A 13,727-nucleotide genomic window follows, 5' to 3' on the forward strand; every position below is an offset into this window, starting at 1 on the left:
TTAGAGCTCCACACCGAGCGCTTCGGCGACGGAAAACACGTCCTTGTCGCCGCGGCCGCACATATTCATCAAGATGACGCCGTCCTTGCCCAGTTCCTTGGCGAGGTCACGCACGCGGGCGAGGGCGTGGGCGGGTTCAAGGGCGGGAATAATGCCCTCTTTCTGCGAGCAGAGCTGGAACATCTCGAGCGCTTCCGCGTCCGTCGCCGAGCGGTATTCCGCCCGTCCCACATCGTGCAGGAAGGCGTGTTCCGGACCGATGCCGGGATAATCGAGCCCCGCTGAGATCGAATGGCCTTCGGTGATCTGACCGTCCGCGTCTTGCAGGAGATAGGTCTTGTTGCCGTGAAGAATGCCGGGGCGTCCGCCGTTCAGACTCGCGGCATGATCGGGCGTATCCAGGCCCTTGCCGGCGGCTTCGACGCCGATCAGACGCACATCCTCATCTTCCAGGAAGGGATGAAACAGGCCCATGGCGTTTGAGCCGCCGCCAATACAGGCGACTGCGGCGTCAGGCAGGCGTCCGATGCGCTCGAGCATCTGTTCGCGTGCTTCACGGCCGATGACCGACTGAAAGTCGCGCACCATGGCCGGATAGGGGTGTGGACCCGCCACCGTGCCGATGACGTAGAAGGTCTCATCAGGATAGGTCACCCAGTCCCGCAGCGCCTCGTTCATGGCGTCTTTCAGCGTGCCGCGCCCGGAGGTGACGGCATGGATCTTCGCGCCCAGCAAATTCATGCGGAAGACATTGGGCTTTTGACGTTCGACGTCGGTCGCGCCCATGAAGACTTCGCAGGGCAGGCCGAAGCGCGCGGCCACGGTCGCCGTCGCCACACCATGCTGACCGGCGCCGGTTTCGGCGATGATGCGGGTCTTGCCCATGCGTTTGGCGAGCAGCACCTGACCCAGGCAATTGTTGATCTTGTGCGCGCCGGTATGGTTGAGCTCGTCGCGCTTGAACCAGATTTTCGCCCCGCCAAACTCTTCGGTCAGGCGCTCGGCGAAATAGAGCGGGCTGGGACGACCGATGAAATCGCGGCTGAATTCATCAAATTCGGCCACGAACTCAGGATCGGTCTTGTAATGCTCATACGCCTCCTGCAGCGCCAGAATGTTCGGCATCAGCGTCTCGGCCACATAGCGGCCGCCGAACTGTCCGAAACGGCCCTCAGCATCAGGCTGTTGGGAGAAGGCGTTGGGTTGGGTCATGACAGCGGTCTTTCACGACGCTCAGGGGCGCGAGGCGCGCAGCCCTGACAGGTTCTAAAGGTCAGCCTCAGAGAAGCCGGTAAAGCGAGGCGGCGCAAGGCGTCAGAGCGCTTTGACTGCAGTGATGAACGCCTTGATTTTGTCTAGACTTTTGACGCCCGGTGCGCTCTCGACTCCGGAGACCACATCCACGCCCGGCGCGCCGGATTGTGCGATGGCTTCCGAGACGGTCTCAACCGTCAGTCCGCCCGCCAGCAGCCAGGGCTGGCCGGGATCGAAATCCTTGAGCAGGCTATAGTCCCACGCCTCTCCCAGCCCCCCGGGGCGGTCGGCGTCCTTGGGCGGTTTGGCGTCAAAGACGAAGCCGTCCACATGGTCTTTGTAGGTGAGGGCTTTTTGAAGGTCGTCTGCGGTTGAGACACCCAAGGCCTTCCACACCCCGATTTCGGCGTAATGGCGTGCATCCAGGCACCGCATCGGGCTTTCACCGCCGTGCAGCTGGATAAAGTCGGGCCGCATATGGCGCAGCACCTCGCCCATCAGCATTTCATCGGGGTCCACCAGCACGGCGACGGATTTGGCGTCGCCTTTGCGCGCGGCGAGCGCGCCCATGTGTTCCAGTGACAGATGGCGCGGGCTTTTTGGGAAGTGGATGAAGCCCAGATAATCCGCGCCGGCGTTGACGGCGGCGTCCACGGCGTCAGCGGAGTTGAGGCCGCAAATCTTGATGAGGGGCGTGCGCGTCTGTGTCATGCGCCGGATGTAGCGCTGAAGCGCGGTCCCGCCAAGTCAGGACTGTGTGACAGGCTTAGGCGACCAGACCCACAAGCTGGTTGATCGATTGGGCGCGCGTCGTGGCGGCATAGGCGCCATTGGCCTGATTGATCTGCGCCGGCGCCGCAGCCTCGGCGCCGCTGAAGCCGAACGGCGCAGCTTGCGCGTCAGCCTCTTCGGACGGGCTCTGGGCGTCTGTCGATTGAGGGGGTGTGGAGGGCTGTGAGGGATCTGCAGGCGCCTCGCCAGGCGCGACCGCCTCGCGGTCTTCACGATCCTGCGCCGCTTGCTCGGCCCGCGCTTGCTGGCTGGCGGCGTCGGCGGCGGCGGCCACTTTACGGTCCTGAGCGGAAGGTTCGGCGGGCGCCAGGGCGGCGGCTTTGACCACGCGCATTTTCTCGATGGTGGCGGCCGGATCGCCGGGAATGGGGCTGGCGTCGATCTGCACCTCGCCGCCGACGGCGTATTGCTTGCCGTCCGGGCCTTGCTGGAAGTCATAAGAGGGGGCGCTGGCGTACTGGCCGCCCGCTGCCTGGTGCGCCTGCTCATGCTGGCGCACTTCACGATCGCGCTTTTTCAGCTCGGCGACTTGTTTCTGTTCAGCGTCAGAGAGTTGCTCGCCCGGTTGCGAGGCCTTGGCGGCGCTGGAGGATTGCGCGGCGGAGGCTGGGTCGCTGAAGTTTTGAGCGGCGGCGGACAGAGAGACCGGATCTTTGATCGCCGTGCGGGTCGAGGCGGCAGCGGCGGAGCGGTCAGGGGATGGAGTCAGCCGGTTCGCTTGAGCGGTGAGCTCACGCGTTGGAAAGGCGACGCCCGGTCCGGCCATGAAAGCCGGATCAGCGCCGCCCAAGCTCACGGGCGAAAGCGCCATGGATCATCCCGACAGATACAACTTGCCGGAGAGCATGAAGCACAACCCTTAAAGCTTTGGTAATGCGGGTTAAGGCCTAGGCCTTGCCGTCCACGCGCTCGCGCAGCTCTTTACCGGTCTTGAAGAAGGGCACGTGCTTTTCCTTGACCGACACCGGATCGCCGGTGCGCGGGTTGCGGCCCTGACGGGGCGGACGGTTGCGAACGGAAAAGGCGCCGAAGCCGCGCAGTTCCACGCGGTCGCCGCGCTCGAGCGCCTGGGTGATCTCTTCCAGCACCGTGTTGACCACCCGCTCCAGATCTTTCTGGTAGAGGTGCGGATTGTCTTCGGCGAGCTTCTCGATGAGTTCGGATTTGATCATGGTGCAGTCCCCTTGAAGACCTTCAGTGTAGGAACACCACAAGAGCGCCGTCAATCATCAACCCGATGTTGCAGACAAAAAAGAACCCCCAATGCAGGGCATTGGGGGTTCCAGCTCCCTCAGATGGGGAGGTTCAGCCGGTCAGAGGATTACTCCTCGTCCTGACCTTTCAGTGCGGCGCCCAGGATATCGCCCAGGGACGCGCCGGAGTCAGAAGACCCGTACTGTTCGACGGCTTCTTTCTCTTCCGCCATTTCCAGCGCCTTGATGGACACGGAAACGCGGCGAGAGGCCTTGTCGATATTGGTGACGCGTGCGTCGACCTTGTCGCCGACCGCAAAGCGCTCTGGACGTTGCTCGGCGCGATCGCGGGAGATGTCGGACTTGCGGATGAACGCCTTGACCAGGTTATCCGGGCCCAGGCTGACTTCCACGCCGCCGGTGGTGATTTCAGTGACGGTGCAGGTCACGGTCTCGCCGCGCTTGAAGCCGCCTTCATCCATCGGATCGCCGCCCAGCTGCTTGACGCCCAGGGAGACGCGTTCTTTCTCGACATCGACGTCCAGAACCTTGGCGCGCACGGAGTCGCCTTTCTTGTAGTCCTGGATGGCGTCTTCGCCCGAACGATCCCAGTCGAGATCGGACAGGTGCACCATGCCGTCGATTTCTTCGTCGACGCCGATGAACAGACCGAATTCGGTGATGTTCTTGACTTCGCCTTCGACTTCAGCGCCGACCGGGTGCGCTTCCGCGAACACTTCCCACGGATTGCGCTGGGTCTGCTTGATGCCAAGCGAAACGCGGCGCTTGTCCGGATCCACGTCGAGCACCATCACGTCCACTTCCTGGGAGGTGGAGACGATTTTGCCCGGATGGACGTTCTTCTTGGTCCAGCTCATCTCGGAGACGTGCACCAGACCTTCGACGCCCGGTTCCAGCTCCACGAACGCGCCGTATTCGGCGATGTTCGTCACGCGGCCTTTGAACACAGCGCCGTTCGGGTATTTCAGCGCCACGCCGTCCCACGGATCGGACTGCAGCTGCTTCATGCCGAGCGAGATGCGCTGGGTCTCTTTGTTGATCTTGATGATCTGCACCTGAACGGTCTGGCCGACTTCGACCACTTCGCTCGGATGGCCCACGCGCGACCAGCTCATGTCGGTGACGTGCAGCAGGCCGTCAATGCCTCCCAGATCCACGAACGCACCGTAATCGGTGATGTTCTTGACGACGCCTTCACGCACTTCACCTTCGGCCAGCTGACCGACGAGCTCAGCGCGCTGCTCGGCGCGGGATTCTTCCAGGACAGCGCGGCGGGAGACCACGATGTTGCCGCGCGGACGGTCCATTTTCAGGATCGCGAACGGCTGTTCCTTGTTCATCAGCGGCGCGACGTCGCGTACCGGACGGATGTCCACCTGAGAGCCCGGCAGGAAGGCCGAAGCGCCGCCCAGATCCACGGTGAAGCCGCCTTTGACGCGGCCCACGATTGCGCCGTTGACCGGCTCTTTGGATTCGAACGTCGTCTCCAGACGGTCCCAGGCTTCTTCGCGACGGGCTTTGTCGCGTGACAGGACGGCTTCACCGAGCGCGTTTTCGATGCGCTCAAGGTAGATGTCGACCTGTTCGCCCAGTTTCGGCGCTTCCGAGCCAGGACCGGTGAATTCGCGCAGGGCCACACGGCCTTCGGTTTTCAGACCGACGTCGATGACGACGGTGTCGTGCAGCACGGCGGTGACGGTGCCGCGCACGACAGCGCCTTCCATCAGGTCGCGGCCGGCGAGGCTCGCTTCCAGCATTGACGCGAAATCATCGCGGCTCGGGGCCGAGGTTTGGGTGTCAGACATATTAGAGGATGGCTCCAGGGGTTGTCGTCGTTTCCGGCCGGCCGGTTGTATCCGGCGGTCTTGCCGCGCGCAGCGGCTGGAAATCTCCAAAGCAGCCGCGAACGGCCGGAATACGCTTACGAAATGAGCGGAGCGAAACGACAGGGCGGCGCACATCGTGCCGAGGGTCTGAACCGACAAACATGAAGGATGCGCACGCCTGGCCGCGGAACATCGCCCGCCCGGCGAACGACCGGCCTGCTGACACAAGGTGAGCGCAGCAAGACAATCGCGCGCGGACTTACCGCAAATTCGCTGTCAGAGCAAGGCGCGCCGCCCTTTGAAGCTGACTCAACCGGCGCTGATCTCAGCGCCCAGAGCGGCCATATGATCGAAAAAGTCAGGATAGCTGGTGGCGATCATGCTGACATCATCGACGCCGACCGGCGCCTGTGCGCCGCAGCCCATGATCAGGGCGCTCATGGCAAGACGATGATCATGATGGGTTTTAACGCGTCCGCCGCCTGGAACACCGCCTTTGCCGCAACCGTGAACACTCAGGCTGTCCTCGCCCAGCTCGATCTTCACGCCATTGGATTCCAGCAGCGCGGCGCTGGCGGCGAGGCGATCGCTTTCCTTGGCGCGCAATTCCGCCAGACCCTTCATCACGGTCACGCCGTCGGCAAAGGCGGCGATGACGGACAGGATCGGATATTCGTCGATCATGGACGGGGCGATCTCTGCGGGAACCTCCACGCCTTTCAGCGCGCCCGATTTCACACGGATGTCCACCAGCTGCTCGCCGCACCGTTCGCCCGCGGAGGTCATACCGATATCCGCGCCCATCATCTTGAGCACCTGGTACAGACCGAAGCGGGCCGGATTGGTCATCACGCCGGTGATCGTGACCTCGCTGTCTGAGGTGACGAGGGCGGCGGCCAAGGGGAAGGCGGCGGATGACGGATCGCCAGGGATGGAGACGTTCGCCGGAGTCAGCGTCTTGCCGCCGCGCACACGGGCAATCAGGCCCGCCCCCTCGCGCTCTACGCTCATGTCCGCGCCATAGACCGGGGCCATGATTTCCGTGTGATCGCGGGTGGCGCGTGGCTCGCGCACGATCGTTTCCCCCTGCGCGCCAAGCCCGGCCAGCAAGATCGCGCTTTTCACCTGGGCGGAGGCGACGGGCGGCGTGTAGTCGATCGAATTGAGAGTGTTTGAGCCGCGCAGGGTCACCGGCAAGCGCCCGCCATCGCTGGCTTGGCTTTTGACGCCCATGCGCGCCAGCGGGTCGAGCACCCGCGCCATCGGGCGCGATGACAGGCTGTCATCGCCGACAAACTCCGCCTTGAGGTCAAACCGGCTCGCCGCGCCCATCAACAAACGCACGCCTGTGCCTGAATTGCCCAGATCCAGCGGCAGGGCCGGGCTGGTCCAGCGGCCTTGCCCGATGACGCGCCAGGCGCCTGGCCCATCTTGCTCCACCTTTGCGCCCAGGGCGGCGACAGCGCCAGCGGTCGCCAGCACGTCTTCGCTCTCCAGAAGGCCCTCAATGCGGCTTTGCCCCTCCGCCAGCGCAGAAAATATCAGCGCCCGATGTGAGCATGACTTGTCGGCCGCAGCCTGAAGACGTCCTTTCAGGGCATTGACAGGCCGGGCGGTTTTTGGCCCGTTTGCGGCTGAGGACGGTGTAGGCGTGGCGTGGGTCATGCGGACTCCGCAAGTGTGCAGATGTGAGAAGGCTTCAATCGGGTTTTGACAGCCGCTCCAGAACATGGCAACTGGCGCGCCGATTTATCGCCCTTCTCTGTGAAAGGATTTGGACTCGTGGCGAAAGCTGAACTTGGCACCAAGCGCGTTTGTCCGGAAACCGGAAAAAAGTTCTACGACCTGAACAAAGACCCGATTGTGTCTCCGTTCACGGGCATGGAATATCCGCTTTCCTACTACGAGGAAGTCTCCGCGACTCTGACGAAGAAGGCCCCCAAGCCTGAACCGGCGGAAGAGAAAGAGGCCGAGCCGGAAACCGAGGATTCCTCTGACGAGGATGAAGACGACGACGCTCCCGAACTCGATGAAGAGCCCATTGATCTGGGCGGGGATGAGGATGAGGACGAGGCCCCGGTCGCCAAGCGCGCCACGCCCGCCGATGACGATCTGGACGGCTTCTCCGATGATGAAGCCGATCTCGAGGATGACGATGATGACAGCGTCCTTCTCGGTGATGACGACGATGATCTCGATGACGACATCCCGCTCAAAGACGACGATGCCGACGTTTGATCGGGGGACTGTCATTGACTGCGCCAAGTGCTGAAAACAGGCTTGATTGCAGTCAAAGGCGCGGATAACGTCCGCGCTCTCGAAACGACGGGGTCCCGATCCCGCCCGCATCGTAAAGCGTTTCGGGGCCATAGCTCAGTTGGGAGAGCGCTTGCATGGCATGCAAGAGGTCGTCGGTTCGATTCCGTCTGGCTCCACCAAACAAAGCCCTGCGCGATATTCGCGCGGGGCTTTTTCTTGTCGCATTCGGCCGCAGCCGCACGCCTTGAACGTTTTGACAAGAAAACCCATGTCATTATCCAATATAACAATGCATGAGGCGTTGGATGGACATGGAAACAGATCTGACACTGGATACGACGCCGACGGTGTATGTACGCACCATCGACGCGTCTGAAGTGATGGAGCAAGCGGCGAACGCCGGGGTCAAACTGGACTCTGATGCGACGCTGTACGCCATTCACGACGAGAACGGCCAGCGCATGGCGGTGTTCTCTGACCGCGAGGCGGCCTTTGCGGCCGCGCGCGATCATGGCGCTGAACCGGTCAGCGTTCACTAAGGCTCGGATTATTCCCTAAACAGAACGCCCTCTGCCCGCGCAGGGGGCGTTTTTGTGTGTAAAGAGCGGTTTGCCTCCGCACAATGTGCCGGCTAAATCCCTTTTATGAGAGGTTATTTTGCAGTCGGCGTCGAAGGTATCTCCAAGGCGCGCAATCTGGGCGCTGTGATGCGTACGGCGCACGCCTTCGGCGGCAGCTTCGTGTTCACCGTTGGCGCGGCCAATCGCGCGCGCGAGTTGTTTCAGACTGACACCGCCAAGACCACCCAGAACCTGCCCTATTATGACTGGGAGACGGTCGAGGACATGGCGCTGCCGCGCGGCTGCCAGATTGTGGGCGTGGAACTGACCGAGTATGCGGTGGAGCTGCCCAGCTTCCGCCATCCGCGTATGGCCGCCTATGTCTTGGGCAAGGAACGCGGCGATCTCAGCCCCGCCATGCTCGAGCGTTGCTCACATGTGGTGAAGATTCCCACCAAATTCTGCGTGAACCTGTCTGTGGCCGCCGCCATCGCGCTCTATGACCGCACGCTGTGCCTGGGCGGATATCCTGAACGGCCGGTCATGCCGGGCGGCCCGCTGGAGGACAAGCAGCACCTCTGGGGCGCGCCGAAAAAGCGCACCTGAGGGCTCAGGGCCTGACTGTGTCTACAGGTGCAGCCTGTCGCCGCGCAGCAGCGCCGGCAAATCGCCCACCTCGCCGCCCGCCGTGCGCATGAAAAAGCGCCGCGCGGCCGGTATCTGATCGACGATCGACAAGCCCAGTCCGCGTGCGGCCTGGATCGTGCTGTGATCATTGGAGAACAACCAGGTGAACAGATGCGCGCCCAGTCCCACGGCGACCGAATCTGTTTTCCGCCAGCGCTCATAGCGCTGCAAGGTGGCGGGCGCGCCCAGATCAAGCCCGGCGCGCTTGGCGTCCACCAGCACATCGGCCAGCACCGCCGCATCGCGAACGCCCAGATTAAAGCCTTGTCCTGCGATGGGGTGAATGCCGCGGGCGGCGTCGCCCACCAGCGCCAGACGGTCATCGGTGAAGCGTTCCGCGAATTTCAGCGTCAGCGGATAGGTCCAGCGCGGGCTGACCGGTTTCACCCAGCCCAGGAAATCACCAAAGCGCGCTTCCAGCGCCTCCTGGAAGCCCTCATCGTCCATGTCCTTAAGCGCATCAGCCGCCTTGGGCCTTTCGCACCAGACAAGGCTGGAACGATTGTTTGGCAAGGGCAGGATGGCGAACGGGCCGGTGGGCATGAAGCATTCATAGGCCACGCCCTCATGAGGGTGTTCATGTTCAACGGTCAGCACCACAGCTTTTTGATTATAGGCGTAATCTGTGGTGCGCACGCCCGCCTGGGCGCGCAGGCCGGAAAACTTGCCGTCACAGCCGACGATCAGCGGCGCTTCGAGCACGTCTCCGCTCTCCAGCACCAGCCGGTTCCGGCCCGGCGTAACATCCGGTTCCATATGGCTGGCGCGGGCGGGCGCAAAGACCGTCAGTCCCGCCTCATCAGCGGCTCTCGCCAGCGCTACGCGCGTCCATCGGTTCTCGGCCATGTAACCGAGCGCCTCGCCGTCATCCTCGGGTGAGATTTCACGGCGATCAAAATGCAGCTGGTCAGGGCCGGGGCCGCCGCGCTTCAACCCGTCATAAGGGCGGCCATCCACCACCAGAATGTCTTCAATGGGCTGGACATGGTCTTTCAGATACTGGCCCGCGCCGACGGCGTTCAGCATGCGATAGGAGGTATAGGCCAGCGCCGAAGCGCGCCCGTCATGCTCTGGCGTCACATGCTCAGACAGCGCCATTGCATCAATGACGGCCACAGACAGCCCGGCTTTGTGCAGGGCCAACGCCAGTGTGAGACCGGCGAGCCCGCCGCCGGAAATCACCACATCGCCAGAAAAGATCGGTTTGCTCATAGGGCGTAAGATAACAACGCCCGAGCCGAAAGAAAGCGGCGCGGCGCCGCAGGGCGCCTAGCGGCTCAGCGCGCGCTGTATCCAGCCCAAGGCGCCGGTGAAGGCGAGCGGGCCGTCGGTGACGGCGAGCACGATGCAGACCTCGCCCTCATCCGCGACGGGTTTGTGAGTCGTGTCAGGATTGGCCATGCACACATCTCCGGGGCCGTAGCTGGCGCGGCCATCGGAAAAACCGCCAGCCAGGACCAGAGTGAATTCCGTGCCGTCATGTCCATGATGGGGGACGCCGCGGCCCGGTTCGATGCGGATCAGCTCGGCTTTCGCGCCGTCTTCGGTCATCAGCGGCATGGTGCGTACGCCGGGGCCGGCGAAGGACCAGCCGCCGCGGTCCAGCGCCAGATCGCGAACGGAGCCCGGCAGGTCGAGGAGTTCATCAATCGCCTGGCCGGCCTTTTGGGCGGCGTTACGTGACGATTCAGACCCGGTGCGAGCGCTGAAGCGCGCCGGACCAGCTTCGCCCAGGCCCGCTTCTTCGGTGTCGATGATGTCAAACAGGGTCGACAATGCATTCGGCGCCATCTCGGCGGGTGCTTCGCTTTCAAGTAGCACGCCTGCAGCCGCTTCGACGGTCTGGCGCGCGCGCGCCACTTCGGCGTTGACCGCCGATTGCGCGTCCAGCAGCAAGCGCATCGGGCCCGACAAGGCGCCCGAAGCGTAAGCAGCGTAAATTTCGTCACCCAGCGGATGGTTGGTCATGGTCTTCTTCTGAGTTGGCGTCTGGTACAGCGTGGCGGATATTGATCAGTTCAGGCCGTCGTCAAGTGATGGAGCGTCTTTTAATGCGCGTGCGTGCATTATTTGTTACAAGGTTTCAGAATCAAGCACCCGTCTGAGCTTATCGAAAGCCAGCCTAAGCCTTGATTTTACAGTGCCCAGCGGCATGCCGAGCTGCTCGGCGATGTCGCGATGGGACAGACCGTCAAAAAACGCCAGACGCAGCAGCGCCACCTGTTCATCAGGCAGATCCAGCATGGCTTCGCGCACCCGGTCATCGCGACCGTTTTCATGGGCGGCGTCGTCGGGCGGCTGAATCTCGGGCGGACGCAAGCTGGGATCTTCGCCGTCGAGCGCGGGCTTGTTCGCTTGCCGCGCCGCGTCAATGCGGCGGTTGCGGGCGATGCGGAAAATCCAGGTGGAGGCGGAGGCCTGGTCAGGATCAAACTGTTCCGCTTTTCGCCAGACCGTCAGCATGATCTCCTGCGCCAGTTCTTCCGCCAGGCTGTCATGGGCGTTCAGGCGCAACAGATAGGCTTTGACCCGCGGCGCATAGAAATTAAACAGCGCCGCGAACGCCTGCCGGTCGCGTTGTGCGGTGGCCAGCACAAGCGAATTCAGGGTCGCACGATCCGGCTTTGCGCCAGTGGAAAAGGGGGCGTCAGGCAAGTTTCACCCTTGAAGCTCGTTGCAGATCACTCTCACATTCGCACACATGACGATCAAGCCAGATCCTGCCTTGAAACCGCCGTCAGAGACCGCTTTAAACAAGAACAGGGATCGGCGCCAGTCGACCAAGCCAGCGTCAAACCGCTCATATCTGAATGGAAATCCACATGCGCGTTCTATTTGCCAGCCTGTGTCTGACCGTCTCCGCAGTGTCGCCTGTGCAGGCGCAGGAGGCGTCCGAACCTGAATTTCAGGGCGCGCACCGTGACTGGCGCGTGTTTACGCGCGGCTCTGGCGACGGGCAGGTGTGTTACGCGCTCAGCCGTCCTCAGGAATCCTTGCCGGCCAATGTGGACCATGGCGACGTGTTTTTCCTTGTGGCGAGCTGGCAAAGCGGCGCTGCCGAGAACCAGCCCAGCTTCCTCGCCGGATACGCCTTGCGCCCTGACAGTCCGCCCCGCGTGCGGGTCGGCTCGGACCGGTTTGAGATGTTCGTATCTGAACAGGAAGGGTTTCTGGAACAACCGGGCGAGGAGACCCAGCTTGTGCGCGCCATGCGCCGCGGATCGAATATGCGCGTCGAGGCCACCAGCACGCGCGGCACAGCCACAGCCTATACGTTTTCTCTGCTGGGCGTGACGGCCGCGCTTGAGCAAGTGGACGATTTGTGCGGCTAGGCGCGACGCGCGACGGCTTCGAAACACTCAAACAGATGCTGGCGAGCGGCGCTGTGCGGTGCGTTGGCGCGATAGATCAGCGCGGGCCGCACCACCAGATCGGGTGATGAGGGGGACAGCGGGATCAGGCCATGTTCGGCGGTCAGCCGGTCCACCACAGACCGCGGCGCGGCGAGAATATGATCAGACGCTGAGCATGCCAGCGCCAGCACGGTGTAATCATCACACACCAGCCCCGGGCGCGCCCGCCCCCAGGGCAGAGGCTGCCGGCTAAGACGGTCCGGCGGCGTGGCGGTCGCAAGGGGAAACCCGGCAAGCGCTTCGCCCTTGAGCGCCGGGTGATCGGGACGCACCAGCGCCGTCACACCCTCTTCGGGCAGCGGGTGCACCACCAACTCTGGATCATTGACCGCATCGCCCATATCTGCGGCGACCAGATCGAGCGCGCCGCGGCGCACCTGATCGACCAGCATTCCCGCTGCGCCCGCACGCACGGTCAGTTGCACCGTCCGGCCCGCCTGGTAAAAGCGCGCCACGGCTTCGGGTAGCAGGCGATACGTGACGCTTGGGCCTGCGCCTACGCTCAGAACCCCATCCTCGCCCGCGCGCCAGCGCTCCGCCTCGGCTTTCAGATCCTCAGCTTGCTGGACCAGCGCGCGCGCCCGGGGCAAGAGCGCTTCACCCAGTGGAGTCAGGATCAGCTTGCGCCCGGCGCGATCAAACAAGGCGCCGCCCAGATCGCTCTCAAGCTGGCCCAACGCTTTGCTGGCGGCAGGCTGGCTCACATGCAGGCGGTCTGCGGCGGCGGTCAGCGTGCCGGCGTCGGCGGCGGTGAGAAACAAGCGGGCGGTGCGCAGGCTGAGCATGCCTAGTCATAGCTTATAGTTATGGAAGAATGCAAAACTTGTATTAGAAGTTATGTCATCTACCAGTGAGGCTGAGCGTGGGAGGCGTTCGCCATGATCAACGAAAAAATCCTCGTACCCGCCATCTTCGCCAGTTTCATTGTGCTGGAGGCGGTGACGGGTCGGTTCTTGCAAAAAGAGCGCGGCTCGCGTCGGGATGTGATCATCGAGGTGCTGTCCTCGCTCACTATCGTCCTGGTTACTGTGCCGCTGATCTTCACGCTGGCGCCCATGCTGGTGGAGGCGATCCGGCCTGGCTCAAAAGACGCTTTAGCCTTTCTGCCCTGGTATCTGATGGTGGCGATCTTGCTGGTCGGCGATGACATGACTCAATACTGGTGGCATCGCGCCAGTCACACCTTCCCCATGCTCTACAATCTGCATCGGGCGCATCATTCCGGCGCCTATCTGTCGATCCGCACCGCCTATCGCAACAACCTGTTTTATTACCTGTTCATGCCGGGGCTCTGGATCGCCGCCGTGCTGGTGCATCTGGGGTTCTACCCGGTCTATGCGGTGTATCTGGTGGTGAAGATGACGGTGATCTTCGGGGCGCATTCATCCTGGCGCTGGGATGCGGCGCTGTACACAATTCCCGTCTTCGCACCGGTGATGTGGCTGCTCGAGCGCGTGATCTCCACGCCCGCCACCCACAGCGCCCATCATGGTCTGCACAAAGAAGACGGCGTCACCCATTACAAAGGCAATTACGGCAATCTCTTGTTTTTCTGGGACGTGGTGTTCGGGACCGCGAAGATCACCCGCCGCTATCCCGAGACCTATGGCATTGAGGGCCTGGAGCCGGTTAGCGCCGGTCGCGAGCTGCTCTGGCCGCTGGTGCGCAAATAAGCTGCGCGACGGCGACTGACGCTGCCAATCGGTCCGGATGAGGCTTCCT

The 13,727-nt window shown here is 62.9% G+C and carries 15 protein-coding genes and 1 tRNA gene; 6 read left to right on the top strand and 10 right to left on the bottom strand.

Going from position 1 to position 13,727, the window contains the following annotated elements:
* The 6 genes from trpB to aroA form a co-directional block, all read right to left on the bottom strand.
* Entirely contained in the window at positions 1-1,212 is a 1,212-nt protein-coding gene (trpB, locus tag ACQ66J_RS07880) for a tryptophan synthase subunit beta (RefSeq protein ID WP_430431172.1), read from the bottom strand.
* Positions 1,213-1,314: 102 nt separating this feature from the next.
* Positions 1,315-1,965, bottom strand: a complete 651-nt coding sequence (locus tag ACQ66J_RS07885; RefSeq protein WP_375547662.1) for a phosphoribosylanthranilate isomerase — start codon at positions 1,963-1,965, stop codon at positions 1,315-1,317.
* A 55-nt stretch (positions 1,966-2,020) separates the two neighbouring features.
* The gene (locus ACQ66J_RS07890) at positions 2,021-2,857 is read right to left on the bottom strand and encodes a putative metalloprotease CJM1_0395 family protein (protein WP_430431173.1); all 837 of its coding nucleotides are present in this window, start codon (positions 2,855-2,857) and stop codon (positions 2,021-2,023) included.
* A gap of 76 nt (positions 2,858-2,933) precedes the next feature.
* Positions 2,934-3,218, bottom strand: a complete 285-nt coding sequence (locus ACQ66J_RS07895; protein ID WP_022701000.1) for an integration host factor subunit beta — start codon at positions 3,216-3,218, stop codon at positions 2,934-2,936.
* A gap of 149 nt (positions 3,219-3,367) precedes the next feature.
* Positions 3,368-5,065 carry a 30S ribosomal protein S1 gene (rpsA, locus tag ACQ66J_RS07900; protein WP_375547660.1) on the bottom strand — a complete coding sequence of 566 codons (1,698 nt, stop codon included), beginning with the start codon at positions 5,063-5,065 and terminating at the stop codon, positions 3,368-3,370.
* Between the two features lie 330 nt (positions 5,066-5,395).
* A complete protein-coding gene (aroA, locus tag ACQ66J_RS07905) occupies positions 5,396-6,751 on the bottom strand; it encodes a 3-phosphoshikimate 1-carboxyvinyltransferase (RefSeq protein ID WP_430431174.1) in 1,356 nt (451 codons plus the stop codon).
* 117 nt (positions 6,752-6,868) lie between these two features.
* On the opposite strand from aroA, the gene ACQ66J_RS07910 reads away from it, so the two are divergent.
* From ACQ66J_RS07910 to ACQ66J_RS07925, 4 genes are all read left to right on the top strand, one after another.
* Entirely contained in the window at positions 6,869-7,324 is a 456-nt protein-coding gene (locus tag ACQ66J_RS07910) for a TIGR02300 family protein (protein WP_430431175.1), read from the top strand.
* A 124-nt stretch (positions 7,325-7,448) separates the two neighbouring features.
* Positions 7,449-7,524, top strand: a tRNA-Ala gene (locus ACQ66J_RS07915).
* Between the two features lie 126 nt (positions 7,525-7,650).
* The gene (locus ACQ66J_RS07920; protein ID WP_022701004.1) at positions 7,651-7,884 is read left to right on the top strand and encodes a DUF1150 family protein; all 234 of its coding nucleotides are present in this window, start codon (positions 7,651-7,653) and stop codon (positions 7,882-7,884) included.
* 105 nt (positions 7,885-7,989) lie between these two features.
* Positions 7,990-8,511: an RNA methyltransferase gene (locus tag ACQ66J_RS07925; protein ID WP_430431176.1), complete on the top strand. Its 522-nt coding sequence runs from the start codon at positions 7,990-7,992 to the stop codon at positions 8,509-8,511.
* A 21-nt stretch (positions 8,512-8,532) separates the two neighbouring features.
* Here the strand turns inward: ACQ66J_RS07925 and ACQ66J_RS07930 are convergent, their stop codons facing one another.
* The 3 genes from ACQ66J_RS07930 to ACQ66J_RS07940 all read right to left on the bottom strand — a co-directional run bounded on the left by ACQ66J_RS07930 (position 8,533) and on the right by ACQ66J_RS07940 (position 11,247).
* Complete coding sequence (locus ACQ66J_RS07930) at positions 8,533-9,804, bottom strand: UbiH/UbiF/VisC/COQ6 family ubiquinone biosynthesis hydroxylase (RefSeq protein WP_430431177.1); 1,272 nt, start codon at positions 9,802-9,804, stop codon at positions 8,533-8,535.
* Between the two features lie 57 nt (positions 9,805-9,861).
* Positions 9,862-10,560, bottom strand: coding sequence for a cupin domain-containing protein (locus ACQ66J_RS07935; protein WP_430431178.1), 699 nt, complete (start codon positions 10,558-10,560; stop codon positions 9,862-9,864).
* 105 nt (positions 10,561-10,665) lie between these two features.
* Positions 10,666-11,247 (bottom strand): sigma-70 family RNA polymerase sigma factor, encoded by a 582-nt coding sequence (locus tag ACQ66J_RS07940; RefSeq protein ID WP_430431179.1) that lies wholly within the window; start codon positions 11,245-11,247, stop codon positions 10,666-10,668.
* A gap of 167 nt (positions 11,248-11,414) precedes the next feature.
* On the opposite strand from ACQ66J_RS07940, the gene ACQ66J_RS07945 reads away from it, so the two are divergent.
* Entirely contained in the window at positions 11,415-11,924 is a 510-nt protein-coding gene (locus ACQ66J_RS07945; protein ID WP_430431180.1) for an invasion associated locus B family protein, read from the top strand.
* On the opposite strand, the gene ACQ66J_RS07950 is transcribed toward ACQ66J_RS07945, so the two are convergent.
* Positions 11,921-12,790 carry a LysR family transcriptional regulator gene (locus tag ACQ66J_RS07950; RefSeq protein WP_430431181.1) on the bottom strand — a complete coding sequence of 290 codons (870 nt, stop codon included), beginning with the start codon at positions 12,788-12,790 and terminating at the stop codon, positions 11,921-11,923. The genes ACQ66J_RS07945 and ACQ66J_RS07950 overlap by 4 nt on opposite strands.
* A gap of 93 nt (positions 12,791-12,883) precedes the next feature.
* On the opposite strand from ACQ66J_RS07950, the gene ACQ66J_RS07955 reads away from it, so the two are divergent.
* On the top strand, positions 12,884-13,678 hold the full coding sequence (locus tag ACQ66J_RS07955; protein ID WP_430431182.1) for a sterol desaturase family protein: 795 nt from the start codon (positions 12,884-12,886) through the stop codon (positions 13,676-13,678).
* Positions 13,679-13,727: the final 49 nt, after the last annotated feature.

Origin of the sequence: Oceanicaulis sp. (assembly GCF_965284345.1) — a bacterium.
Classification (GTDB): Bacteria; Pseudomonadota; Alphaproteobacteria; order Caulobacterales; family Maricaulaceae; genus Oceanicaulis; species Oceanicaulis alexandrii_A.

Bases quoted from the DNA above. Each gene is read 5' to 3' on its own strand.
- trpB (WP_430431172.1), bottom strand. From the start codon at position 1,212: ATGACCCAACCCAACGCCTTCTCCCAACAGCCTGATGCTGAGGGCCGT.
- ACQ66J_RS07885 (WP_375547662.1), bottom strand. From the start codon at position 1,965: ATGACACAGACGCGCACGCCCCTCATCAAGATTTGCGGCCTCAACTCC.
- ACQ66J_RS07890 (WP_430431173.1), bottom strand. From the start codon at position 2,857: ATGGCGCTTTCGCCCGTGAGCTTGGGCGGCGCTGATCCGGCTTTCATG.
- ACQ66J_RS07895 (WP_022701000.1), bottom strand. From the start codon at position 3,218: ATGATCAAATCCGAACTCATCGAGAAGCTCGCCGAAGACAATCCGCAC.
- rpsA (WP_375547660.1), bottom strand. From the start codon at position 5,065: ATGTCTGACACCCAAACCTCGGCCCCGAGCCGCGATGATTTCGCGTCA.
- aroA (WP_430431174.1), bottom strand. From the start codon at position 6,751: ATGACCCACGCCACGCCTACACCGTCCTCAGCCGCAAACGGGCCAAAA.
- ACQ66J_RS07920 (WP_022701004.1), top strand. From the start codon at position 7,651: ATGGACATGGAAACAGATCTGACACTGGATACGACGCCGACGGTGTAT.
- ACQ66J_RS07925 (WP_430431176.1), top strand. From the start codon at position 7,990: ATGAGAGGTTATTTTGCAGTCGGCGTCGAAGGTATCTCCAAGGCGCGC.
- ACQ66J_RS07930 (WP_430431177.1), bottom strand. From the start codon at position 9,804: ATGAGCAAACCGATCTTTTCTGGCGATGTGGTGATTTCCGGCGGCGGG.
- ACQ66J_RS07935 (WP_430431178.1), bottom strand. From the start codon at position 10,560: ATGACCAACCATCCGCTGGGTGACGAAATTTACGCTGCTTACGCTTCG.
- ACQ66J_RS07945 (WP_430431180.1), top strand. From the start codon at position 11,415: ATGCGCGTTCTATTTGCCAGCCTGTGTCTGACCGTCTCCGCAGTGTCG.
- ACQ66J_RS07950 (WP_430431181.1), bottom strand. From the start codon at position 12,790: ATGCTCAGCCTGCGCACCGCCCGCTTGTTTCTCACCGCCGCCGACGCC.
- ACQ66J_RS07955 (WP_430431182.1), top strand. From the start codon at position 12,884: ATGATCAACGAAAAAATCCTCGTACCCGCCATCTTCGCCAGTTTCATT.